Below are 25,253 nucleotides of genomic sequence, written 5' to 3'. Positions count from 1 at the left end.
TTAGCATGAATCTCTTATAAAAACATTCGTTTGACTTTGTCCCAGAATGAATTGTCTTTCAGGCGGACGGTCTTGATTACTCGGTCGCTTAGTTTAATATCGATTTTCTCTATATGTTGAATGCTTAATGCTTCGTTATCAAGGCCGATAATTGGAAAGTGGCTGGTTTCTTCCAAAATTTTTAATGTTAACTTTCTCGACCCACTTAAAATAAACGATGAGCCGAGCGTCCGGTAGCGGTTGTTGTTCAGCGACGCCAACTCGCTTACTTGAAAGCAGGGAAGAAGCGGATCAACGACCGCTCCATTTACCGATTTATTATATGCTGTACTTCCTGTCGGAGTCGAAACGATGATTCCGTCGCCTCGGAACGTTTCAAAATGCAAATCATCAATAAATACTTCCATCGCCATTGTTTTGATAATTTGCGAACGGATCGAACATTCATTTAAACAGAAAAACGAGGCCGCATCGTCAATGGTGACTTCAATCGTCGGATATTTTCTTACTTCGAGCTGCAAGTTTTTCGTTGCTTCTACCATATGATCGATGTCATCAATTTGAAAATCGCAGTAAAATCCACGTGAAGGAAGCGTAGAAATGCCGACGTATAAACAATCACTGCGAAACCCTGTCTGCCGCACCGCCTGCAAAAACGCGCCGTCGTCCCCAATGCTGATGATAATATTCGCTTCCTGATGATTGTCGACAACGATGAACGGACCTTGTTTGGCGAGTGCAATGAGCGGCTCTACCCGCTTGATTAGCTGTTCATCCCGCTTATAAAAAAAATAAAGATGATTTTGTCCGTCTGCCATGGCGGAGACCTCCTGTTGGTGTATTTTAGTGAATATGTAATTATGGTACAATAAAGGGAGTATACATTATTTAGTGTAACACTTTTGCAGTCAATCTAAAAATATCGTTGTTTTCGTAGGGGGAAAAAGAATGAACCGAAAGCGATGGATCGCTCTGGCAATCGCCGCTGCATTATTTGTCATTTCTGTGCTTGTTAATGTCATCACTACACTATTAACCAATGATGCGGAAAAATGGTCGGAAAACTGTCTGGCGCTGGCAGAGCAGGAATTTGGCGAAGAAGTCATCGAAGACGGAGATGCATTGCAAAAAATTGTCGTTCTTGAAGTGAACGGGGTGATTCAAGATACAGGGGATACCGAAACGCTATTTTCCGCATCGGGATATAACCATCCATCTTTTTTGCGAATGATTGAGCAAGCGAAAAAGGATGATACGGTCAAAGCGATTGTTCTAAGGGTGAATTCTCCGGGCGGCGGTGTGGTCGAAAGTGCGGAGATACACGACCAGCTGGTAAAGCTGAAAAAAGAAACAAAAAAGCCGATTTATGTTTCCATGGGAGCGATGGCTGCTTCGGGAGGATATTATATTTCAACGGCAGGAGATAAAATTTTTGCGAGCCCGGAAACGATTACCGGATCGCTCGGCGTCATTATGCAAAGCTTAAACTACGAAGGGCTTGCCAAAAAATACGGCGTCGAGCTCGTTACGATAAAAAGCGGGCCGTATAAAGATATAATGAATCCGGCAAGAAAAATGACGGAAGCAGAAAAGAAAATATTGCAGCGACTAATTCAAAATTCTTATGAGGGATTTGTGAAAGTGATTTCCGAAGGTCGACATCTCCCGGAAAGCGAAGTGCGGAAAATTGCCGATGGGCGTATTTACGACGGAAGACAGGCCAAGCAACTGCGTTTGATTGACGAGTTTGGTTATTTGGATGATACTATCGCTGCGCTGAAAAAAGACCATCATTTAGAGGATGCGCAAGTGGTGAAGTATACGGATGATTTTTCATTTGGTTCCCTGTTTCAAATGGCGCTAAATCGAAATGCGATGCCGAAGCATGAGGCAAGTGAATTAATTCGGTTGCTTTCAAAGCCGTCTTCGCCGCGTTTGATGTACTTATATGCGGAGTAAAGGAAGTGGAAAAATGACTGGAGAATATTTGCCTGTTCCTGTAGAAATCAGAAAAGAGGCATGCACGAACACGCATTCCCATATAAGGTATGCCGGGTTTTGGATGCGCCTCTGGGCGTATTTGCTTGATTTGCTCGTTGTCGGAAGCCTTAATCGGCTCTTGGTGTTTCCACTTTTTCATCTGCTCGGCATTCCAACGGAGAGAACGAATATGTTTGCGCCGGCGACGATTGTGACGACAGTGGTATTTTATACGTATTTTGTACTTATGACAAAGTTTTTTCAGCAGACGCTGGGAAAAATGGTGTTTGGTCTAAAGGTCGCCGATGAGTCGGGGAAGCCGTTGACATGGTCGACGGTGCTGTTTCGCGAAGTAATCGGGAAGTTTATTGCGAAAACAATTTTATTTATTGGTTTTTTGTTTGTTGCATTTTCGGAAAAGAAAAAAGGAATGCATGACCAGTTTGCTGATACGATTGTCGTTCATGAATAAATCTGCCTTTGCGGCAGGTTTATTTTTTTTTGTACATGGTGACAATGGTATGTTGAAGGGGAGTGCGAAGGTTGAAAATCGTAGCAGCGGCCATTGTGGTTTTGTTATTATTCTTGTTTATGTTGGCGATGATGAAATTATCGGTGACTATTTTTTTTCAACATGCTCAAGATGATGATGAATGGAAAATTACGTTTCGCACATTGTTCGGAATCGTTCGCTATACCGTCCATATCCCTCTAGTAAAAGTAGAAACAACGTCAACGTCTCCAGGTATCGTTATTGCCCATAAGAAAAGTATGGAGAATACAGCGAACAGCAAGGAAAAACGAAGCAAATATACACCAAAGGAAATCATGAATATTCTTCGCAAAGCAAGAGAATTTACAGAACGAGTTGTGCACTTGAATGACATTATGAAAAACTTTTTCCGTCATGTATCGATTACAAAATTTGAATGGCAGACGAAAATCGGAACAGGGGACGCGGCAACGACAGGGATGATGGTCGGGTTAGGGTGGTCGTTAAAATATAGCGTGCTGGCGGTATGCAGCAAATATATGAAATTAAAAACAACTCCTATGATCACGATCATTCCATCTTTTCACCAAGCAGTTTCGGAAACAAAATTTATATGTATGATTCATTTTCGAATCGGGCATGCTATATTAGCAGGAATACGAGTGATCAAACATTGGCGTGGCAACCGTTTGTCGGAAATAAAAGCGTTTGCTACCCAGCAAACAAATGAAGGATACTAGCAAACAAATGAAGGATACTAGGAGGAATTTGGCATGAGCAATCATCCGATTCAGGGGCTTATGACAACCGCAATGGAAAACTTAAAACAAATGATTGACGTCAATACGATTATCGGCGACCCTGTGGAAACACCGGACGGGAGCGTTATTTTAACCGTTTCGAAAGTAGGATTTGGATTTGCGGCAGGCGGAAGCGAATTTATGATCGACGGAAAAAGTAATGGCGCTAGAGCGCAACAAGGAGCAAGTCAAAATCAAACAGATGAACATCCGTTTGGCGGCGGAAGCGGCGGCGGTGTGTCTATTACTCCGATTGCGTTTTTAGTGGTAAACTCATCCGGGGTCAAGCTGCTTCATCTTGACGAGAGCACGCATTTATATGAAAAAATTCTTGATGTCGCACCGCAGGCGATTGAAAAAATTCAAGCAATGTTAAAGAAAAATAAAAATGGTGCAGAAAGATCATCGCCAACTAATGATTTTGACATTTAAATAAATCAAAATCATTGAAATTTTTTGGTATCCCCTTTATGATGACAGTAGTACATAATATTTTAAGGGGGAAAGCCAATGGCACAAGTGACATTTAAAGGAAAACCGGTAACATTGGTCGGCAATGAAGTAAAAGTGGGAGATAAAGCACCTGACTTTACCGTATTGGATCAAAATTTATCCGAAGTGACGCTTGCGGATACGAAAGGGCATGTTCGCTTGATCAGCGTGGTGCCGTCGCTCGATACAGGAGTTTGTGATACGCAAACACGCCGGTTTAACGAAGAAGCAGCGAAATTAGACAACGTAAAAGTATTAACGATTAGCGTGGATTTGCCGTTTGCGCAAAAACGCTGGTGCGGGGCAGCCGGGGTGGAAAACGTGCAAGTGCTTTCTGACCATCGCGATGTTTCGTTTGGACAAGCGTACGGCGTACTCATTAAAGAATTGCGTTTATTGGCGCGCGCAGTATTTGTCATTGACAGCAATGACATCGTCACTTACGTCGAGTATGTGCCGGAAGTAACGAACCATCCAAATTACGAAGCAGCAATTGAAGCAGCAAAATCAGCAAAATAAAGAAAAGACCTCGACTCGTTCGAGGTCTTTTCGTGTTTTATCAGCGCATGTTTGTATATCCTTCTTGCTATTGGATTGTGCGCATCGTACAATAAAATATTGGACACTTACGGAAAGGTGGAGGAACAATGGCAACTCCAGTAGAGCGCTTGTTTACATTATTCGACGAAACGGCCAAAATCTTGCAAGATGAATTACAATGCACTTATTTAGAAGCAGTGGCGGAAACGGGAGAAAACGTGTTTCACGGCGATGTTCTTCAAGAAGAAGTGAGCGAAGTAAACGCGAAACGTCTAAAAAAACAATATACAGACATACAGTTAGAGCGTTTTACAAATGAAGAAATTCGCAAAGCTTTTCAGCTAGCGGTGTTAAAAGGAATGAAAGAGTATACACAACCGCATCATCAGATGACCCCGGATGCGGTTAGTTTATTTATGAGCTATTTAGTCAATCAATTTACCCGCAAACATCTTGCCCTTACTATTCTTGATCCTGCCGTCGGCACCGCAAATTTGCTGACAACGGTGCTTAACCACCTTAAAGGAAAGCAAACGAAAAGTTACGGTGTGGATGTGGATGATGTATTAATTAAGCTAGCATATGTGAACGCGAATTTGCAAAAACACGCGATTCAGCTTTTTAATCAAGATGGTTTGCAGCCGCTATTTGTAGAGCTTGCTGATGTAGTCGTGTGCGATTTGCCTGTTGGTTATTATCCGAATAAAGAAAACTCTTCTCGCTTTGTATTAAAAGCAGAAGAAGGGCATTCATACGCCCACCATTTGTTCATTGAGCAAAGCTTGTATTATACCAAAGAAGGCGGTTACTTATTTTTCTTAATTCCAAATACATTATTTTCAAGCGACCAGGCGGCAAAATTGCATGAATTTATTAAAGAGCATGCGGTGATTCAAGGGCTGTTGCAACTACCGCTATCGATGTTCAAAACAGAACAAGCAGCAAAAAGCATTTTTATTTTGCAAAAGAAAGGAGAAAACGTAAAAGCACCGAAAAAAGCGTTATTAGTGGAACTTCCTCGTTTCTCCAATAAACAGGCGATGCAGGCGATGATGAAAAAAATCGATGAATGGATTACAGAAGAAAAAGGAAAATAAAAACAGTTCCCGGTACATGACGGGAACTGTTTTTATTTTCGAAAGATAGTAACTATTTATATTTTCGAAAGATAAAAACATAAATTTGCAACCGATTACAGCAAAGAACTTGCTTGAAAAGAAAGGGCGAACAAGCATACAATGAAAAAGGTATAGTGAAATAATACAAAACCGAATAAACTAATGGTAACAACATGTTAAGTATAAAAGGAGCTGTTAAAAAATGGCAAAGGTGTTAGCAATTAACGCCGGTAGTTCGTCATTAAAGTTTCAATTGTTTGAGATGCCGAGTGAAACGGTGTTAACGAAAGGAATTGTCGAACGAATCGGCTTTGATGATGCGATTTTTACGATTACGGTAAACGGAGAGAAAATTCAGGAAGTAACAGCGATTCCAAACCACGCTGTAGCGGTGAAGATGCTGCTTGATAAGCTCATCCGCTATGGCATTATCCGTTCGTTTGATGAAATTGATGGAATCGGCCACCGCGTCGTTCACGGCGGTGAGAAATTCAGCGATTCAGTGCTGATTACGGATGAAGTGCTCAAGCAAATTGAAGAAGTATCGGAGCTTGCTCCCCTTCATAATCCGGCAAACATTGTCGGCATTAAAGCGTTTCAAGAAGTGCTTCCAAATGTGCCGGCTGTGGCCGTGTTTGATACGGCGTTCCATCAAACCATGCCAGAACAATCATTTTTATATAGTCTACCGTACGAATACTATACAAAGTTCGGTATTCGCAAATATGGATTTCACGGCACGTCTCATAAATATGTAACACAACGAGCCGCTGAATTGCTTGGCCGGCCGATTGAACAGCTTCGTCTCATTTCCTGCCATCTTGGCAACGGCGCCAGCATCGCGGCGGTCGAAGGCGGAAAATCGATCGATACGTCGATGGGCTTTACGCCGCTTGCCGGTGTTGCGATGGGTACCCGTTCCGGAAATATTGACCCAGCCCTAATCCCATATATTATGGAAAAAACAGGAATGACTGCCGAAGAAGTGATTGAAGTGTTAAATAAGAAGAGCGGCATGCTTGGTATTTCCGGACTGTCGAGCGATTTGCGCGACCTCGAAAAAGCGGCGGCCGAAGGAAACGAACGCGCGGAACTGGCGCTCGAAGTGTTCGCTAACCGCATTCATAAATATATCGGCTCTTATGCGGCGCGCATGTGCGGCGTCGATGCGATCATCTTCACCGCCGGCATCGGTGAAAACAGTGAGGTCATCCGTGCGAAAGTGCTGCGAGGCCTCGAATTTATGGGCGTATATTGGGATCCAGTGTTGAATAAAGTGCGCGGCAAGGAAGCGTTCATTAGCTATCCGCACTCCCCGGTCAAAGTATTAGTCATCCCAACGAACGAAGAAGTCATGATCGCACGGGACGTTGTAAGATTAGCAAATATTTCTTGATATGGAATATATTTAAAAAACGTGACCTAAATCTAACGATAACCTAAATTTTTAAAGCAACCTTTTTTCATGTTCTAAATACATGAAAAAAGGTTGCTTTTTTCTTTGCCACTAAAAAAGCGAAAACATGCCAATAGGGTAAAAGCGAAAGCTACCCGCTGTCCTTGCTGCGTATTTAGTTGTTTTAGGAAATAGGTTAAGAAAACGAAGGCTTTATTTTCTAAATCTAATATTGTATGTACGTACAGATTAGAAAAACGATTACAATCCGAAACGTGCTCACTTCATTTTCGGTGACCGAAATATCAAATGCAGCACAGTCTCACTACGCCAAAGTGAGGGGATCATCCCAATTGATCTTGATAATCCCTTCAATCCACGGGTTGCAAAGGCACCATTTTTAAAATAGTTTAATAGGTACGTAAAGATGCTTTCATACTGTCTATTACGATTTAATCCATTGAAGGAGTTGGAAAAGACATGCCGGTTTTTCAGGATGCGGAACATTTTTATCGGGTAGTGGGCGAGTTTATGAAGATCCCTTCCCGTCCAAGAACGATTCAGGAATTGAGGCAATGGTGGGGACATAGCCCAGCATATTACGAAAATGGTGATGAGGTCGATCAAATGAATCAAATCGGCGAAAAAATTCGAAAATCTAGGATAGCCATTGAATTTGAAATTACTCAACCGAATGCTCTTATTTGTATTGATGCCAGACAGCCGAAAAAGGGGGGAAATTATACGGTTTACCTTGGTGAATCGATCAAATCACTGGATGTATCCGTCAAAACAACGGGAGATATAGCGCATCAATTTTGGGGAGGAAATGTAAATGTCCCCCTAGCGTTAATGACGGGAAAAATAAAGGTGAATGGGTCGAAAAAGAAAGCGTTACAAATGCTGCAGAGTATTATGCCCGCTTTTGCTTTATATCCCCGCTACTTGGAACTTATCGGCGAACAACGGCTGCTTTCCCTCTTGTTTTCATCGCGGAAGAGATAACATGGCCACAAAGGAAAAATACGTATAAATATCGGGGGGAAACGGGAGTTTGCGAAAAAAAACTCCGACTTTTTTCGGAATACTAGTATTATTCTAAATATTTTACACTATAACCAACATGAAAATAATTTAAATAATTTAGGAGGGAATCCAATGACAACCGTTAAAGAAATTTTTCAAATGATCGATTCGCAGCTCAAGGAGGATCCTTCTCGAGCTGATGGGATTGTCGCTGTCTATCAGTTCAACTTAAGCGGGGAAGAAGCTGGCGTTTACCAAGTGATTCTTCGCCCTGATGCAGGTTCTGTCGTCGAAGGCGAACAGGAAGCGTCCGATTGTACGCTCACCATCGATTCGAGTGATTTTAAAAAATTGGTGGAAGGAGAATTGAACGGGACTGAAGCCTTTATGAGCGGAAAGCTCAAAATCGACGGAGACATGGGCCTTGCTTTACGGCTTCAAGAAGTGTTGTCAGCCTACAACCACGCCAAACAGTAAACGGTGAAAGGGCAGAACCAGAAGCCGGGAAGAAGCTGATGGCTTGAGCTTCAAAGCATATTAAATGTCCGGCATCTGGTTTCTTATACATGAATCTCATTGAGGAGAGACGTGGAATGAATTTAAGAAACATTTGGTCTAATAATATCGAAAAATTCGGCATGTATCCCGTTCTCATTTTTGAGGGTGAAGAATATACGAATACGTACTGCGATGAGCTTTCCTCCCAGTTAGCGCATACGTTGATCGAGTTAGGGGTGGAACGCGGGGACCGCGTGGTTGTCACGATGCCGAACTGTCCTGAAGTCGTCATCGCGTTTAGCGGGATTATTAAGGCAGGCGCCGTAGTCGTTCCCGTGATGCCTCTTTTGCAAGCGCAGGAAATTCATTATATTTTGCAAGATTGCCAGCCAAAAATTGTTTTGACCACCGATCTGCTTTTGGCGAAGGTGAAGGAGGCGGTTTATAATTTATCGGCACCGCCAAAAATCTTCACATTGGATCGGCACGATTCCCCCTACTCTTTATGGAAGGGAATGGAAAATGCCTCGACGTCTGCGCCAAATGTACCTATCTGTGAAGAAGATGAGGCGGCCTTGCTGTATACAGCAGGGACAACAGGGAATCCAAAAGGGGTGGTGTTGACGCATAAAAACTTGTATTCCAATGCAGAAGCGGCATCGAAAACAGCGCAAATTTTACAATTGAGAGAAGAACGTGTGGCGCTTGGGGTGTTGCCGTTTTCCCACGCTTTCGGTTTCACGATGATGAATGTCGCGCTTTTATTAGGTGATAAAATTGTACTTTTGCCTTATTTTGATCCCGTGAAAGTGCTAGAAGCCATTGAAAAATATAAAGTGACGCATTCAGCGATGGTGCCGGCGATGTTTCACGCCTTGTATCATCATCCTGATGCCGACGAGTATGATACGTCGAGCTTTATTGTCTGTGTTTCAGGTTCGGCGTCTCTTCCGAAACAGCTGGCTTACGATTTCCAACGAAAATTCGGCTGTATCATCTTAGAAGGATACGGGCTGTCCGAGGCAGCTCCGATCGTTACAGCCACCGATCCATCGAAACCGATAAAGCCAGGTTCCGTCGGATTGCCGTTGCCGGGAATTGAAGTCGCCGTCGTCGATGAAAACGGCTATCGCCTTCCGCCCAATGAAGTTGGGGAATTGATTGTTTCCGGCCCGAATGTTTTTAAAGGTTACTACGGCAAGGAAGAAGAAAGCCGGGAAATTCTTCGGGATGGGTGGCTTTACACCGGCGATATGGCCCGGATCGACGAGGAAGGCTATGTATTTATCGTTGACCGGAAAAAGGATGTGATTATTCGCGGCGGATTTAATATTTATCCACGCGATCTCGAGGAATTGCTCATGGTTCATCCTGACGTCGTCGAAGCCGGCGTTGTCGGCGTACCGTCTCCTAGAATGGGCGAAGAAGTGGCCGCTTATGTCGTGCTCCGCCAGGGTGCACAAACGACAAAAGAAGAATTAATTGAGTTTTGCCAAAAGAAAGTCGCGAAACATAAAAGTCCGCGATTCATCAAAATCGTCGGATACTTACCGAAAAATTTAATCGGAAAAATCGATAAAAAGAAACTTCGCGAATGGGCAAAGGAATTTGAGACAGCTACGCAAACATAAAAAGGCATTTTTGGCCTGATAATTTCTGAATATTAACAATATTATTCGGGAACGTCGGAAGTTAAGGAGGAGAATGATTTGATCTCGTTTCATCCTACCGATGAAGAACAAGCGTTTTATGATTTAGCAAGAAACTTCGCTGTTGAACATATTCGTCCAGCGGCAAGAGAGTGTGAAGCGAACCGTTCTGTAAGCGCTTCTATTATAAAAATGGTTGGGGAATTAGGATTTTCGACCCTTGAACTTCCGGAAAGCTGGGGAGGACTTGAACTGCCGTTAATTTCTCAAGTGCAAATTTTACAGGCATTGAGTTACGGGGATTTAGGGATTGTTCAAGGACTGTCGGGACCAGGAGATACGGCGTCATTTATCCGCCTTCAACCGGATCATCCGTTGCTTCAATCGTACAAATCATCCGGTCGGAACGGTTGTTGGCCGAGCGTGGCTTTCATTGATGCAACGGATAGGAACGCCACTTGGGCGTCGGAACTCGACATTCGTGCAAATGGCAGCGGATACATTGTCAAAGGGACATCGCAGCCGGTTCGTTTGGCCACATCCGCTGAATACGTCCTTATTGCTGCTGTCGATTCGAAAGGTGAATGCGTTGTTTTATGGTTGGAAAATAAACATTGGGAAGTGTTAAAAGGAGACTTTCGTTTAGGATTACTCGCAGCTGGACTTGGCCGGTTGCACTTTCCTGATGTCCATGTTGGCGCGGAACAAGTCATTGCTCGCGGAAAGGAAGCAAGCGAACTGATTGCAAACGTTCAACAGCGCCTTCGTGTACTCGAAGCCGCCAAAGAAGTTGGATTAATGGAAGCATCATTAAATTACGCCATCGAATATACCGCAGGACGCCAAGCGTTTGGCCAGGAAATTGCCAAATTTCAAGGGGTTTCCTTCACGATTGCCGAAATGGCTTTTGAATTTAAGGCGGCGAAGCACCTCGTCTGGCAGGCGGCGATCAAAGTGGATGAACAAGCAAGCGACGCGGAAGGCCATGCCTTGCGAGCATTATCTCGTGCTCATCGTTCTCTTCGGCATGTGACCGATTGTGCCGTACAAATGCTCGGCGGGCATGGGTATGTGCAAGAGTATCCGGTGGAAAAGTGGATGAGGGACGCACAAGCGCAAGTGGCTTTATATGGTAGGGAAAGAGATTTGTTAGTCCGCCGCGGTGAACAAATCATGAACAGACAGAAAGAGAGGGTCGCCCAATGATTTCATTCGAACTGTCGCCACAGCAAAAGCAAATCAAAGAATTGGTCCACTGGTTCGCCAAACATGAAATTCGCCCGATCGCCATGGAAGCGGATCGGTTAGGGAAAGTGCCCGATGAGTGGTTGAATAAAGTGAACAAAATGGGTATCCATCTCAACACTTCTTCCTTTAGCGGCGGGGGAAGAACGGCGAAAACGGGAGAAAAAAACGGCAAGAAATCGGAAAAGGAAGCAAATCGGATGGCGGTCATCGCCACTGAGGAGTTGGCGTGGGGATGCCCGGCGATTACATTATCTCTTCCGGGAGCAGGCCTTGGCGGTCCCCCGATCCAAAGCAGCGGTACACCCGAACAAAAGGAGCGGTTTCTGTCCATATTTACGAAAGACGAGCCGCGCTGGGGAGCTTACGCACTGACGGAACCCGAAGCCGGTTCCGACGTATCGGGGATCCGTACCACCGCCCGAAAGGTGGATGGGGGGTACGTGTTGAACGGTCAAAAAATTTTTATTACAAACGGTGCCCGTGCCTCTTGGACCGTGGTGTTTGCGACGATCGACCCCAACATGGGACGTGCCGGACATAGAGCCTTTGTGGTCGAAAAAGGCACACCTGGATTCAGCTGCACCCGTCTTGTTCATAAAATGGGCTTGCGCGCGAATGAGACGGCGGAATTGTTGTTTGAAAATTGTTTTGTCCCTCAGGAAAACTTGCTCGGTGGCGAAGAACTGTACAGCACAAGCGGCAATAAGCCGTCCGGGTTCCAAGTGGCCATGAAAACATTTGACAGCACGCGTCCAATCGTGGCTGCGATGGCGATTGGCATTGCCCGCGCCGCGTATGAATATACCGTTGATTTAGTCAGAAAAGAATATCCGAAGCAAGGACGGCTCTATTACGAAGCGGCGGAACTGTTGGCCGAAGCGGAGCAAGATATTGATGCGGCGCGCCTTCTCACTTGGGAGGCGGCTTGGAAAGCGGATATCGGCCAGCCGAACGCCATGGAAGCGGCGATATGCAAGGCGGTAGCTGGCAAAATGGCGCTCGATGTTTGTTCGAAATGTCTGGAATTACTCGGCCCGATCGGTCTCGACGGGCATCTCGTGGAAAAATTGTACCGGGACGTCAAAGTATTCGATATTTTCGAAGGGACGCAGCAAATCCAACGTTTAGTGACAGCACGCCGTCTTTATGCTCCTTATGGAGTACACGTTTAAACGTAGAGGGAGCAGGCGAACCAATTCATTGAAGCAGGATGGCCGGGCTTTTGCTGTTCGAACCTGTTATTTTGAAAAGGAGGAAAAAAGTTGTCTTACGAAACGATTCACATTGATCGAAGAGAGAAAGGAGTCGCCTGGGTTGTCATCGACAATCCTCCGGCTAATGCCGTCAGCGAACAATTGATGCGCGATTTGGAACGTGCAGCAGATGAGCTTGAGGCGGACCCTTCTGTACGTGTGGTTGTCATTACATCTGCCCACGAAAAGACATTTGTGGCTGGGGCGGACTTAAAAGCGATGATCCAAAGCGGTAGCCGATACGCTGGGAATGAAGCTGGCATTGCCGAGCAAAGTGCGCGCATGCAACGATGTTTCGACCGTTTGGCTACCTTGCCGAAACCGGTTATTGCCGCGATCAACGGCCATGCGTTAGGCGGAGGCTGCGAACTGGCATTAGCTTGCGATTTCCGCATCATGTCAAAAGGGAAAATTGGCCTGACAGAAGTGTCGCTCGGTTTGATTCCGGGAGCGGGTGGTACACAGCGAATGACGCGATTGTTAGGACGCGCGAAAGCCACCGAACTCATTTTTACGGCGAAAAGGTTGGATCCTGAAGAAGCGTTGCAAATCGGATTAATTAACAAGGTGACAACTCCAGAGAAGCTCGTGGAAGAAACGACGGCGTTTGCGGAGCAGCTCGCTGAAGGAGCAGTCAAAGCCATGGGGTTCGCCAAACGGGCCATTCATGCGGCAGAAGGGCTGTCTGAGGACGGGTTTAGCGTGGAAGCGCGTGCCTTTGCCGAAACATTCAAGACGGGAGAACCCGCTATTGGGCTGGCGGCGTTTTTCCAAAAGAAAAAACCTCAATTTCTCCGCTAATCATTGAAAAGAGGTGGGATGAAGATGTCTTCTTGGGCTGAGTTATTGAAAGGAAAAGTCGCGGTAGTGACGGGAGCCTCCCGCGGGATCGGCCGTGCGGACGCCTTAGCGCTAGCCGAAGCGGGAGCCGATGTCGTCATTACCGACATACTTATTGAATCTGATGAGGAAAGCCGAGCCATGGCACAAAAATACGGGCCGTTGTCGCAAGTGATGCACAGCACGAAAGTCGTGTATGCCGAGAAAACTGCAAAAGAAATTCAAGCCATGGGCCGCCGTTCCTTAGCGATCAAGATGGATGTGACGGACCGCGAACAAGTGAAAGAAGTATTTGCGAGAGTGAAAGAAGAGTTCGGATCGATTGATATTCTTGTTAACAATGCCGGGACACTCGACCATATTTCCCAAATTGAAAAGCAAAACGATGATTTATGGGAACGCGATTTAAAGGTAAATTTAACCGGGGCGTATAACTGTACGAAAGCGGTGTGGCCGTACATGAAAGAACAAGGGTGGGGCCGGATTATCAATATGTCTTCGGTCGCCGGAACGCTTGGCGGATTCGGCCAAGCCAGCTATTCCGCGACAAAAGGTGCGTTGCTCAGCTTTACGAAAAGTATGGCGTTGGAAGGAGCGCGCTACGGGATTACGGTCAATGCCATTGTCCCCGGGATCATTAATACAGAAGCGTTCCGCATGGGCAATCCAAAAATGAACGAACGAATGATTCAACGGACGGCGTTTAAGCGTCCCGGAGAACCGGAGGATATTGCCAATGCCATCACCTTCCTCTGTTCCGACAAAGCGAAATATATCACGGGGATTGGATTGAATGTGTCTGGGGGCATCGAGCTGTTTACATTTTAACAGGAGAAAGGAGGAGGATATGATGCCAGAAGTCGTGATTGTCGACGCTGTACGTACGGCCATCGGCCGCCGCAAAGGCTCCTTATCGAACATGCATCCGGTTGATTTGCTTGTTCCAGTTCTTCAGGCACTCGTACAACGAAACGGAATTGAAGCGGGTTCCGTGGAAGATGTAGTCGTCGGATGTGTCACGATGACGGGGGAGCAAGGCGGAAACATTGGGCGGCAAGCCGTACTTGCAGCCGGGTTTCCAGTGGAAGTGCCGTCTTTTTCGCTAAATCGCATGTGCGGCTCGAGCCAGCAAGCCATTCATACAGCGGCACAAGCCATTCTCGCTGGCGATATCGATATTGCAATCGCTTGCGGTGTGGAAAGCATGACAAGAGTACCGATGGGAAGCGATATGGGAAGATTTAGCAAAAACTTAACGAGTAAGTACAACATTGTCCCACAAGGGATATCCGCTGAAATGATCGCGAAAAAATGGAACCTCTCCCGCGAGGAATTGGATGAATTTTCGCTTCAAAGCCATCAAAAAGCGGCAGAGGCGACCGATAAAGGGTGGTTTCAACGGGAAATTATCCCGATCGAGGTGAAAGGGGAAGACGGACCGTTCATTTTTGATAAAGATGAAGGGATTCGCAGAGATACGTCAATGGAGAAATTAGCCGGACTGACGCCGTCGTTCCAGCCGAACAGCGGTGTAGTGACAGCAGGAAATTCCAGCCAAGTAAGCGACGGGGCAGCGGGGCTGCTGCTCATGTCAGAAGAAAAAGCAAAAGCGCTCGGTCTTAAGCCGCGGGCGCGCATCGTCGCCCGGGCGGTGGTCGGCGAAGATCCAGTGATGATGTTAACGGGGATTATTCCCGCTACACGGAAAGTATTACATAAAGCGGGGCTCACTTTGGAGCAAATGGACGTCATCGAAGTGAACGAAGCGTTCGCTTCCGTCGTCAAAGCGTGGGAACGTGAACTTGAGCCAGACATGAGAAAGGTCAATCCGCGGGGCGGAGCTATTGCGCTTGGGCATCCGCTCGGCGCGAGTGGGGCGCGCATTCAGACGACATTACTTCATCAATTGGAAGATATGGACGGGAAATACGGGCTGCAAGTGATGTGCATCGGTTTTGGCATGGCGACGGCAACGATCATTGAGAGATTGTAACGGTCGAGGACGCATGAATAGACAGGAAGGGAGGGATACGGTTTGAACGCTTCCGTCGAAAAGACAGGTCCAGAGTGTCTCTCGGCCTTATCGGCAGTCGGCGAAGCCATTGAGAAGGAAATTGCGGAGATTACAATAGGAAAGCGGAGTCGGAAAATTATTTCCGTCTTTGCCAAAAACGGCTTAGGTATGCTCATCAAAGATGTAATGGCCAAAAAATTGGCCGGGAAACGAAAGCTCAGCCAACACGAAAACGAATACTTGTGGAAAATCGGGAAACGATTGAGGTTGGCTTTTGAAGAGTTAGGACCAACGTTTATCAAGCTCGGCCAAGTGTTAGTGACCCGCCAAGATTTATTGCCCGAACCGATTACCCTTGAATTGGAGAAATTATTAGATAAAGTGCCGCCAATCGAGTTTTCCAAGATTCAATATATCATCGAGAAGGAACTTCCCGACGGGGCGAACACGTTTGAATGGATTGACGAAGAGCCTCTCGGTTCGGCTTCGCTCGCCCAAGTGTATAAGGCCAAATTGAAAGGCGGGCCAATGGTGGCGTTGAAAGTTGTGCGCCCCACTGTAGAGAAACTGTTTCAAACCGACATTATTGTCATTAAGAAGATGGCGTCGTGGCTGCAAAAACGTTTACCGCCCGAACTGCAAGCGGCGCTCGATTTCAGAGAATTGGTTCAAGACTATTACAGCAGTGCGATGGATGAGTTGGACATGATGGAAGAAGCCCGAAAAATGAGGGAGATGAAGAAAAAATACGGGAAAAAATCAGAATATGTTGACGTTCCTGAAGTGTATGAGGCGACGAAAAACGTTCTAATCATGGAATACATTGATGGATGGCTTATTAAAGATTTCCCGGTTGACTTTTTCACCTTTGAAGAACGGGTAAAAATTATGATCGACCTCGTCCATCATTACGTTCAAACGATGCTAGACGGCCATTACCATGCCGATGCCCACGGATCGAACATCATGATCAATAAACATACGAAAAAAGCGGTCATCATTGACTGGGGAATGACCGGACGCATAGACAGCATTATGACGCAAATTTTGATGCGGGTGATTATGCATATCCAGTTAAACCAAGCCGAAGATGCCGCTGAAGTGTTTATGGAGCTCGTGACCCCGACGATTTATACCGATGTCGTCAAAGTAAAAGACGAATTAAGGACACTTGTTTTGAATTACGTCTCCGCCCATCAAGGAAGCTCTCGTTATAATTATGGCCGTCTCGTACTCGAAGCGATATCCATCGGAATCAAAAACTATTGCAAAATTCCGAATGGTTTGGCGCTATGGGCAAAAGGGTTTTCCGCGACAGAAGGAACAGCGCGCTGGATTTGCCCGGAAATCTCTTACGGCCAAGTCGTCGAGGCTTATGAAATCCCTATTTTGAAAAGTATACTTAGCAAGCGATTTAATTTTCGAGCCAACGCCAGTTTGTTAGCTGAGTCGTCTGAAATGGTGGCGACATTCCCACGCCGCTTCAATAAAGTGATGGAAATTTTGGCGGATAATAAATTGCGGCTCAATATGCAAATCCAACCTGATCCGGTGATCCGCAATATATTAAACCAAATAGCGAATCGGTTGGCATTGGCGCTTGTCACGTTTGCCATTATTGTTGCAAGCGGTTTCATTATCTCGAGCATTCCGAACGGGACATTTCTATGGATGAGTAAGGAAACGATTGCCAACGTCGGATTGACCGTCTCAATCATTCTCGTTATCTTCCTGATTTGGCGCTTGTTCCGTACAAGAAAACATCGATCGTTGTTTTAACGTCCATCTTTTCATAGAAGGAGGTGGAGCGACATTGAAAGAAGACCGGAAAATGGCCACGATGTCGCAACGAATTTCAGCGTTTTATCGGCAAAGCGGCGGCCCTGGAAATCCGCAAATTCAACGGATTTTAGAAGAGCATTTGTTATACGGCAGAGATCACGGCATTCCGGGAAAGAAAGAAGACATTAACGATGTGTTGAGAGAAGTATTTTTGAATGATCATTCGACACGGCCGCTTGTTATCGGGCTTTTAAGAATGAGAGCGGCTTTGAAAGAACAGTGGGAAGCGTATTTGAACGCCTTGCGCCATGAGGACAGACGAAAAGTGGAGGAGTTAGAAAAACTGTAAAACAACCGTGATGACAACGAGAAAGCAATCGATTGTTTTTCATGACGGAAAAAAGGGGGGAAAGGATTGAAAGCAGCTGTCCTACACCATTATGGTGAACAACTGCGAATTGAACATGTCGAACTTGAACCGCCCCGCAAAGGCGAAGTTCGGGTGAAAATGAAAGCGGCCGGCATTTGCCATAGCGATTTGCATGTTGTTAATGCACATTTGCCATTGCCGGTGCCGATCGTTCTCGGCCATGAAGGGGCCGGAGTGGTCGATGCTGTTGGTGAAGGAGTTATGAGTGTGAAAGCTGGCGATCACGTTGTGCTAAACTGGGTGCCATCGTGCGGGACGTGCTACTATTGTCAAATCGGGCGGCCCGACATGTGTGATGAAGCGGCTAAATTAACAGCAATGGGAACGATGCCTGATGGAACGACGCGTTTTTCGCTTGGTGGGAAGCCGGTCTACCAATTCCTTTCCATAGGAACGTTCAGTGAGTATACGGTCGTTCCTGAACGAGCAGCGATCCCGATTCGAGCCGACGTTCCGTTTGAATTGGCGGCGCTTGTCGGCTGTAGCGTCATGACTGGTGTCGGCGCGGTCATCAAGACGGCGAAAGTGGAGCCGGGAAGCACGGTGGCGGTGATCGGTGCCGGCGGCGTTGGATTTAATGTCATTCAAGGAGCCGCCTTGTCCGGGGCTAAGCAAATTATTGCCATTGACATTGTGCCAGAAAAGTTAGCCATGACGAAAAAGTTTGGGGCGACGCATACGATCAATGCCGGTGAAGAAGATGTTGTCAGCGCCGTACTAGATTTAACGGATGGCCATGGTGTGGATTATGCGTTTGAAGCCATCGGTCGGCCAGAGACGATGGCTGAAGCGTATAACATCACGAGAAAAACCGGAACAACGGTGATCGTCGGCATTGCCGCGCCAAACGAAAACGTTGCCGTCAATGCGTTTTCCTTGCCTTCTCAATCGAAAACATTGACCGGATCTTGGCTTGGGCAAGGGAATCCTCCGGTCGATTATCCAAAACTGCTCGATTTATATGCGGCCGGAAAATTACAACTGGAACCGTTAGTGAGCCAAATTTATTCATTGGATCAAATTAATGAAGGATTTGAAGCGTTGAAGGCGGGAAAAAACATCCGCGGCGTCATTCGGTTTGCTGAATGATCGGTTATGAAATGGGGGTTGAACATATGCCGTTATTTAAAGATGAAAAAGAATTGTATGCCATACTCGGAGGATTTTTTGAAGAGGTTGCTGAAAGGGAAGAATCAAAGGAAATGATTTCCTCTACCGAAATATCCGAAGGGTACGACGCCTTTGTCCAGTACGTGTTTCACCAGCCGGAAGGCAAGATTACGTGGGCGGAAGAAAACGGCCGATTGAAAGTGATTTGCGGGGATCATGATTTACGTCCGGAGCTTGTTTTTGAACAAACCGCCGATGTCGGCCATAAATTTTGGCTAGGAAAGTTGGATTTGCAGCAGGCTCTAGCTCGCCAACAAATTAAAGTGCAAGGCCCGTTGGCCAACGCGTTGAGAGTGTTGCCGCAATTGGATGCGATTTATCCGGCATACCGCGAGTATTTAAAGAAATTAGGCCGGGAAGACTTGTTGGCCTAAAACGAAATGAGGGTAGGTCCTCTGCACAAATTTGATCCCATGGGAAGCGAAAAGTGCGTTGCTCGTTCATACGAAATTAATCATTGGGGGTGGAACATTGCAATGATTTCGATGGAAACGACAGAAGCCGGGGTGTTTTTGAATGGAGAATGGAGGCCGGCCGCGACCGATGAAACGTTTGATGTCATCGATCCGGCAACAGGAAAAGTCACGGCGCGTGTCGCCAATGCGGGGGAGAGAGATGTCGATGAGGCGGTGAAAAGCGCTGAGGCGGCGTTTCATGACAGAAGGTGGCTGTCCATGCCTCCGCTTGAACGGGGAAGAATTTTACGGAACGTGGCTGACTTAATCCGTAAGCACCACATGGAGTTGGCGCACATAATGACACGCGAAAACGGAATGCCGCTAAATATGGCGTTGTTCGTGGAAATTCCGATGGCCGCCGATTGTTTCGACTTTTTTGCTTCACTTGTCATTCAGCCCCAAGGAGACGTGCTGCCGTTTTCGTTAAACGGAGCACCACCGAATTATATGGCATGGACGATGAAAGAACCGATTGGTGTTGCCGGGTTAATTACCCCATGGAATTTCCCGCTGCTCATGCCAACATGGAAGGTGGCACCAGCCCTTGCGGCAGGGTGTACGATGATTTTGAAGCCGGCGCCGGAAACCCCGTTAACGGCATTAAAACTGGCCGAGTTGTGTCAGAAAGCAGGCGTTCCCGAAGGGGTGCTGAACGTCCTCCCGGGGAAGGATGAGGCGGGAAAGGCGATCGTCAAACATCCGAGGATTCCGAAAATTGCCTTTACCGGAGAAACAGCGACCGGCCGGCATATTTTACAAGCGGCCGCTCCGTATATTAAGCGCGTATCTTTAGAACTTGGCGGCAAGTCACCGAACATTATATTCGACGATGCCGATATCGAAGATGCAGCGAAAAGTGCGCTGTTTGGAGTTTTTTATAATTCCGGGCAAGTGTGTCAGGCGGGAAGCCGCATTTTGGTTCATCATTCGGTCTATGATTCATTCGTTGAAAAGTTGGTAGAAAAGGCGAAAAAGTTAAAAGTCGGGCCTGGCACTGACATGCGAAACGACCTTGGTCCCGTCATCAGCAAAACTCAACATGAGAAAATCTTACAATATATTGAAATCGGCCAAGAAGAAGGGGCGACGTTATTAACAGGAGGCCGTGTGCCCGAAGGACTCACTGATGGTTATTTTATCGAACCGACGGTCTTTGCCGACGTTACTCCGACTATGCGGATTGCCTGTGAAGAAATTTTCGGCCCCGTTGTGAGCGTCATTCCGTTTAAAGACGATGATGAAGCCGTACAAATTGCCAATGAAACGATTTACGGCTTAGCGGCGGCGGTTTGGACACGGGATATTAAAAGGGGACTCAACATGGCGCGGCGGATCAAAAGTGGAACATTATGGATTAATACTTATCAAGTGCTTTCTCCGACCTTGCCATTTGGCGGCTATAAACAGAGCGGCATTGGCCGCGAGTTAGGCGTTCAGGCACTCGATAGTTACTTGGAAACGAAATCGGTCATTTGCGACTTGAACGATCGACCGATGACGTTTTTCTAAACATATACAAGGTTAAGGTTTAAATGGGAAGTTTACATTGGACAGACAAACGATTGGAATGTACTTTATCGTTTCTATTCAAAATGATAGGAGGGGGAAAAATGTTTTACCACGAAAGTTTTCAAACGGTGAAAGGAACGATTCAATGGGATCATCCAATGTATAAATTGTATGAAAAGGCGAAAAAACAAGGAAAGTGGAATCCGGCTGATATTGACTTTAGCCAAGACCAAGAAGATTTTCAACGTTTAAGTGATGGAGAAAAAATCGCTTCATTGCCGCTTGTCGCCGGTTTTTCAGCTGGCGAAGAAGCGGTGACGCTAGATATTTTGCCGATGATTAACGCGATGGCACGCCAAGGCCGTTTAGAAGACACGATGTTTTTGACTACCTTTTTGCATGACGAGGCGAAACATGCGGAAATGTTTTCCCGCTGGCAGCAAGCGGTCGGCGTCGGTGATATGGACCTTTCGGTTTTCCATAATGACAGTTACAAACGGATTTTTTACGAAGCGCTGCCGGAGTCGATGAACCGCTTGAATACAGATGATTCTCCAGAAGCGGTCATTCGGGCGGCCACCGTGTATAACATGATTGTCGAAGGGACCCTTGCGGAATCAGGGTACTATGCGTTCCGGCAAATTTTTAAAAAAGCGGGATTGTTTCCAGGGATTTTGCAAGGGATTGATTACTTGAATATGGACGAAGGGCGTCATATCCAATTTGGCATTTACACGATTCAGCGGCTTGTTGCCGGCAATGATGTCCATTATAAGGTGTTCATTGATTATATGGATGAACTGTGGGAACATGCCTTCGGCTATGTCGAATATTTAGTGTCGTTAGGAGAACAACAAAAAAGGATGTTAGCGTCGAAACGGATGCTAGAAGTAGACTACGACATGTTAAAGAACTATGCGGTGAAACAGTTCCATATCCGGAAAAAACAAATCGACCGGGCGAAGAAATATGACAGTATTGATGAGCTTGAAAAAGCGCTGACAGAGGTAGAGAGCTAGAACGTTTTGGAAAACAAAGATTAGGATGATATGGAAATATGTGGAAAGAGAACCGATGATATCGATTTCCGGACGTCTAGTATTACTTCGTTGATTCAAGATTTCGAAGAGTCATGCCAAATCAGGTGAAAGGGGGAGGTGGCGGTTTTTCCCAACCTCCTGACTCCATCATTTCCAAAGTTCGCGATTCGAAGGGACGTTTCCGTGAATGGCCCGATTTTCCAAACATTTAGTCGATTCATGCGTTGGAGATGGAAAAACGGCTTGACAATATTCTGAATAATAAATATATTCTTAAAAATAAAAGGTATTTATTTTGGGGGAAATAGGGATTTTGTAAAAAAGGGGGTTAAATTATGATGGAAAACGCATTAAATGTGAACAAGAAGCGCCTTGGGATCATTGGCGGAGCAGGAATGTTAGGGCTGATTGCGTTACTTTTGGTTCTGTTCATGTCGGGCACGGTCTTTGCCGCTTTCCCACTGTCTGGAGTAGGCGGTTTTATCATCAGTGCCGACAAAATTACAGGAACAAATTTCAAATTATATCCATCACTTGGCGAAACAGAAAATAAACCGGTATGGGCACAAGCGGCGATTGACTTAGAATCAGCCACTATTAACGGGTTGATGCTCTCGAAAAATATTAACACAGAGAGTGCCCTCGGAAGTTATAACGTCAAAAGTGTGGATGTTATCGTGACGGGCGGTGATGTTGTTGGAAAAAATTTGAAATTAAGGGTATCTGGCATTGAATCTGACAATACATTATTTAAAAACTTGCAAGTGAAAGAATATTATACAGATAATCCGCTCAATGTCATTGACTTGCAAGCGCCCAATTTAACTCTTGATCATCCTAAATTAAATACGCATTTCTTATCTGCAGGGGACATTTCCATTCCTGGCATGAAACTAAAAATCGTTGCGAATATGAAGGATGGCAGCAAACTCGGGGATTTCTAATTCGAAGTGCATCATCATTCATATATCGCCTATTTCCCCCAAAATGAGTAGAGGGAAACCTCTATCACCTTAAGTTTTAATGAAAGTAGTCACGAATGGATCGAAAGGTGTTGGCTATATCGTTAGGAGGTGGGCCGGATGATCAAGTTATTTTTTGAAACTTTGAGTATGATCGTCATCGGTTTGGTTACCGGAGCTTTTGCGGGCGGGCTTGTTTTTGGAAAAGGGATGGGAGGTGCGATGATTGGCGGAGGAACGGGAGCGGCTCTTCTTGCTTTGCTGACGATGTTGTTTCACTTTATGAAGTGGGATAAAGCGAAAATGAAATATGCGAGTACCAGTCTTTTGCCAGGCGCACTAATTGGCGGAAGCCAGTTGCTCGGTTTCGGTGCAAAGGGGGCGGTCATCTTTGGCTTTTGCAATGCTATCATTTATTCAACGCTCATTCATAAGATGGTCGAAAACCATGTAAATAAAGAACGATACGTATTATATCATGGCCACTATTTGATCCTTTTTTTACTCGGTTCAATTGGGACATTTGTAGCGATTAATGTAATAGGTATTATTGATCATTTGGTAAATTTTAATAAGGCCGCAATGGAGCTGCCGTTTTATTTAACGAATCTGGCCGTTGTGGTTGTTGCTCTGTTAATTTATGCCACTGGGGTGTTAATAAAGAAACGAAAACAAGAAACGTGGCCACAAGCGGTCCAAGCGAGCAGAAATATGTCTTTTATATTAGCGGCAATCATCGCCGTATTAATGGTAGTCTTTACATGCACTCATCTAGGAATGGTCTCGCTCGATGGTGTTGTTCGTCGCGTGGCCGGACTCGTTCTGCCTTATGGTGTAGGGGTGTTTTTACCGCTTTCTTTTGGATATTTGCTTGCGTCCAATAAACATCGTCCGGTTATGGGCGCGGTTTTTTCTCTCGTTGGCGGGAGCTTGATTTTACTCGTCGGAATTAGCGTTGCTCCGATGTTATTATTGCCCGGAAGCGGATTAATGTGGGCTGGGCTCGTCATCGGAATGGTCATGATGATGTTATCGATTTTGAGTATGGCCAAACCCGAAACTCATTTATTTACAGGCTGTTTGATCATTATTTGTTCCATTTTGTCATTTATCGGGGCGGCAGGAGGATTAGTGGTTGGCGGATTGCTTGGCTTAATTGGCGGTACATTCATTGCCGCTTGGAATGGCGTTCTTTCAAAAACGGGCTCCAATGACCATGATCTTTCGAAACGTCCAAAAGACATTCCAACTGTAAATTCAAATACGATAACCGGTTAACAATCGCTGAAATCATTTGAAGGGGACATCCGTTATGATCGTATGGAAAAAAGCGAAAATCATTAGTCTTTTGCTTGTCCTTATCATTAGTTTTTGCTTTCCGCTAGGAGGTACGAGCCGAGCAGCGGCAACGGCGGCCGGTGAGGATTCCGGCTTTATCATTCATGCCGATAAAGTCGTGGGCACTCTCGATTTAGGAGGGATCATCATTGGAGCGCCTGGAGTGATCATCGGTGAACTGCCGATTGCATTTCTACAGGCGAAAATATATGGGCTGACTTTAAGGAAATTAGTGAGAACAGACTATGGGACAATGGTGTTGTCCATCCAATCTAACGATATAGCCAATGCCAAGCTAATGAATATGAAAGTAACGAAGCTGCATATTGGCGGCCTCTGTTTCGATGGAATCCCTGTCGTTGAGCAGTGCTTGAGGGATGTGACCCTTGTAGCTACAAAATTAACTACGAACCATATTCAAACTCCAAATATGTCAGTCGAGACAAGTTTTGATCCAAAAGAAGTATCTGAAGCGCAATCGATCGCACAATCATTGTTAAAGCAAGATTTGGAGAAGGAAGCGGAACATCTAATATTAGCGATTCATGAGCACGAAAGTGGAAAGGCGAGCAACGAAATCGTGGCTTTCAACGAAGTGAAGAAAGATATGGCAAAGTTTCAAGAACAAGCCGATCAAATGGATCGACTCCTCAACGATGCGGAACAACGAAGGAAGCAAATAGAGAATGAAGCGGACCGTTTGGAAAAAGAAATAAAACAAGGAAACGAACGGATTGGAAATCTAGATGTGTTGAAAGAAACGGTACAACATTTAAGTAAGCAATACAACGATTTTACCATTCAATTAAAAAGTTTCACACTCACTTTACAGAAAATAGATGAGCTGTTGCAACAGGCAAAAGAATCGCTAGAAGCCAAACAAAAAACGGTCCAAAACGTGTCCGAAACCTTAAAGAAACTCAAACTCGGCGAAAAGTCGGAGATCGGCCAAGAGGTCGCAGAGACAAAGAAGAAGCTTCACTCCATCGAAGAAAAAGTCCGCCAAGCCGATGAGCAAATTAACGAGCTGAAAAACGAGATACATATATGGAGCGATCGCATCAATCAGATGAACAAATCTATTGAAGCTTTAAAACAATATATTGACCAACAACACGAACAGGAGGAAAAATCGGACAATGGGAGTGAGTGAGGCGAAAGAAAAAATTGGAATGGCGAAAGGAGCTCCATTCCAATTTCCACTATTTTTTCGAGTG

25 protein-coding genes are annotated in these 25,253 nt (G+C 45.6%); 24 read left to right on the top strand and 1 reads right to left on the bottom strand.

The genetic code is table 11. The annotated features are described in order from the left end of the window. Positions 1 to 14 precede the first annotated feature (14 nt). On the bottom strand, positions 15 to 818 hold the full coding sequence (locus tag GCA01S_RS04750) for an NAD kinase (protein WP_042407635.1): 804 nt from the start codon (positions 816 to 818) through the stop codon (positions 15 to 17). A 130-nt stretch (positions 819 to 948) separates the two neighbouring features. Here GCA01S_RS04750 and sppA point away from each other — a divergent pair, with 130 nt between their 5' ends. The 24 genes from sppA to GCA01S_RS04630 all read left to right on the top strand — a co-directional run bounded on the left by sppA (position 949) and on the right by GCA01S_RS04630 (position 25,189). Further along, positions 949 to 1,959 (top strand): signal peptide peptidase SppA, encoded by a 1,011-nt coding sequence (gene sppA, locus GCA01S_RS04745; protein WP_042407633.1) that lies wholly within the window; start codon positions 949 to 951, stop codon positions 1,957 to 1,959. A 13-nt stretch (positions 1,960 to 1,972) separates the two neighbouring features. After that, positions 1,973 to 2,452, top strand: a complete 480-nt coding sequence (locus GCA01S_RS04740; RefSeq protein WP_042407631.1) for an RDD family protein — start codon at positions 1,973 to 1,975, stop codon at positions 2,450 to 2,452. A 71-nt stretch (positions 2,453 to 2,523) separates the two neighbouring features. Beyond that, positions 2,524 to 3,213 carry a DUF2953 domain-containing protein gene (locus tag GCA01S_RS04735; RefSeq protein WP_042407630.1) on the top strand — a complete coding sequence of 230 codons (690 nt, stop codon included), beginning with the start codon at positions 2,524 to 2,526 and terminating at the stop codon, positions 3,211 to 3,213. Between the two features lie 33 nt (positions 3,214 to 3,246). Beyond that, entirely contained in the window at positions 3,247 to 3,705 is a 459-nt protein-coding gene (gene ytfJ, locus GCA01S_RS04730; RefSeq protein ID WP_042407626.1) for a GerW family sporulation protein, read from the top strand. Positions 3,706 to 3,783: 78 nt separating this feature from the next. Further along, positions 3,784 to 4,284, top strand: a complete 501-nt coding sequence (gene tpx / locus GCA01S_RS04725; protein WP_042407624.1) for a thiol peroxidase — start codon at positions 3,784 to 3,786, stop codon at positions 4,282 to 4,284. A 128-nt stretch (positions 4,285 to 4,412) separates the two neighbouring features. Further along, positions 4,413 to 5,402, top strand: a complete 990-nt coding sequence (locus tag GCA01S_RS04720) for a class I SAM-dependent methyltransferase (protein ID WP_017434957.1) — start codon at positions 4,413 to 4,415, stop codon at positions 5,400 to 5,402. 223 nt (positions 5,403 to 5,625) lie between these two features. Continuing rightward, positions 5,626 to 6,819 (top strand): acetate kinase, encoded by a 1,194-nt coding sequence (locus tag GCA01S_RS04715; protein ID WP_017434958.1) that lies wholly within the window; start codon positions 5,626 to 5,628, stop codon positions 6,817 to 6,819. Between the two features lie 480 nt (positions 6,820 to 7,299). After that, entirely contained in the window at positions 7,300 to 7,824 is a 525-nt protein-coding gene (locus tag GCA01S_RS04710; RefSeq protein ID WP_017434959.1) for a hypothetical protein, read from the top strand. A gap of 153 nt (positions 7,825 to 7,977) precedes the next feature. After that, a complete protein-coding gene (locus tag GCA01S_RS04705; protein WP_017434960.1) occupies positions 7,978 to 8,322 on the top strand; it encodes an SCP2 sterol-binding domain-containing protein in 345 nt (114 codons plus the stop codon). 116 nt (positions 8,323 to 8,438) lie between these two features. After that, a complete protein-coding gene (locus GCA01S_RS04700; RefSeq protein ID WP_017434961.1) occupies positions 8,439 to 9,974 on the top strand; it encodes a class I adenylate-forming enzyme family protein in 1,536 nt (511 codons plus the stop codon). 78 nt (positions 9,975 to 10,052) lie between these two features. Beyond that, complete coding sequence (locus tag GCA01S_RS04695) at positions 10,053 to 11,198, top strand: acyl-CoA dehydrogenase family protein (protein ID WP_017434962.1); 1,146 nt, start codon at positions 10,053 to 10,055, stop codon at positions 11,196 to 11,198. Beyond that, positions 11,195 to 12,412, top strand: a complete 1,218-nt coding sequence (locus tag GCA01S_RS04690) for an acyl-CoA dehydrogenase family protein (RefSeq protein WP_017434963.1) — start codon at positions 11,195 to 11,197, stop codon at positions 12,410 to 12,412. Before GCA01S_RS04695 ends, GCA01S_RS04690 begins: the two co-directional genes overlap by 4 nt. A 90-nt stretch (positions 12,413 to 12,502) precedes the next feature. Next, a complete protein-coding gene (locus GCA01S_RS04685) occupies positions 12,503 to 13,294 on the top strand; it encodes an enoyl-CoA hydratase/isomerase family protein (protein ID WP_017434964.1) in 792 nt (263 codons plus the stop codon). A gap of 24 nt (positions 13,295 to 13,318) precedes the next feature. After that, entirely contained in the window at positions 13,319 to 14,161 is an 843-nt protein-coding gene (locus GCA01S_RS04680; RefSeq protein ID WP_017434965.1) for an SDR family NAD(P)-dependent oxidoreductase, read from the top strand. 22 nt (positions 14,162 to 14,183) lie between these two features. Continuing rightward, positions 14,184 to 15,326 carry a thiolase family protein gene (locus tag GCA01S_RS04675; RefSeq protein WP_017434966.1) on the top strand — a complete coding sequence of 381 codons (1,143 nt, stop codon included), beginning with the start codon at positions 14,184 to 14,186 and terminating at the stop codon, positions 15,324 to 15,326. Between the two features lie 42 nt (positions 15,327 to 15,368). Next, complete coding sequence (locus GCA01S_RS04670) at positions 15,369 to 17,126, top strand: ABC1 kinase family protein (RefSeq protein ID WP_017434967.1); 1,758 nt, start codon at positions 15,369 to 15,371, stop codon at positions 17,124 to 17,126. Between the two features lie 34 nt (positions 17,127 to 17,160). Further along, the gene (locus GCA01S_RS04665; protein WP_017434968.1) at positions 17,161 to 17,478 is read left to right on the top strand and encodes a hypothetical protein; all 318 of its coding nucleotides are present in this window, start codon (positions 17,161 to 17,163) and stop codon (positions 17,476 to 17,478) included. Between the two features lie 66 nt (positions 17,479 to 17,544). Continuing rightward, positions 17,545 to 18,648, top strand: a complete 1,104-nt coding sequence (locus GCA01S_RS04660; RefSeq protein ID WP_017434969.1) for a Zn-dependent alcohol dehydrogenase — start codon at positions 17,545 to 17,547, stop codon at positions 18,646 to 18,648. Between the two features lie 26 nt (positions 18,649 to 18,674). Then, entirely contained in the window at positions 18,675 to 19,103 is a 429-nt protein-coding gene (locus GCA01S_RS04655) for a hypothetical protein (protein WP_042407617.1), read from the top strand. A 102-nt stretch (positions 19,104 to 19,205) separates the two neighbouring features. Then, on the top strand, positions 19,206 to 20,696 hold the full coding sequence (locus GCA01S_RS04650; RefSeq protein ID WP_042407615.1) for an aldehyde dehydrogenase family protein: 1,491 nt from the start codon (positions 19,206 to 19,208) through the stop codon (positions 20,694 to 20,696). Positions 20,697 to 20,797: 101 nt separating this feature from the next. After that, a complete protein-coding gene (locus GCA01S_RS04645) occupies positions 20,798 to 21,715 on the top strand; it encodes a R2-like ligand-binding oxidase (protein WP_042407613.1) in 918 nt (305 codons plus the stop codon). A 356-nt stretch (positions 21,716 to 22,071) separates the two neighbouring features. Next, a complete protein-coding gene (locus GCA01S_RS04640) occupies positions 22,072 to 22,680 on the top strand; it encodes a DUF6230 family protein (RefSeq protein ID WP_017434973.1) in 609 nt (202 codons plus the stop codon). A 138-nt stretch (positions 22,681 to 22,818) separates the two neighbouring features. Then, a complete protein-coding gene (locus GCA01S_RS18985) occupies positions 22,819 to 23,976 on the top strand; it encodes a DUF6114 domain-containing protein (RefSeq protein WP_052510019.1) in 1,158 nt (385 codons plus the stop codon). Positions 23,977 to 24,010: 34 nt separating this feature from the next. Beyond that, positions 24,011 to 25,189, top strand: coding sequence for a coiled-coil domain-containing protein (locus GCA01S_RS04630; protein WP_042407610.1), 1,179 nt, complete (start codon positions 24,011 to 24,013; stop codon positions 25,187 to 25,189). The last annotated feature ends 64 nt before the right edge of the window (positions 25,190 to 25,253 follow it).

The sequence above is a fragment of the Parageobacillus caldoxylosilyticus NBRC 107762 genome, from assembly GCF_000632715.1.
GTDB classification, from domain to species: domain Bacteria; phylum Bacillota; class Bacilli; order Bacillales; family Anoxybacillaceae; genus Saccharococcus; species Saccharococcus caldoxylosilyticus.
The sequence above is the reverse complement of the archived record's forward strand: the minus strand, read 5'-3'. Positions and strand labels throughout refer to the sequence as shown.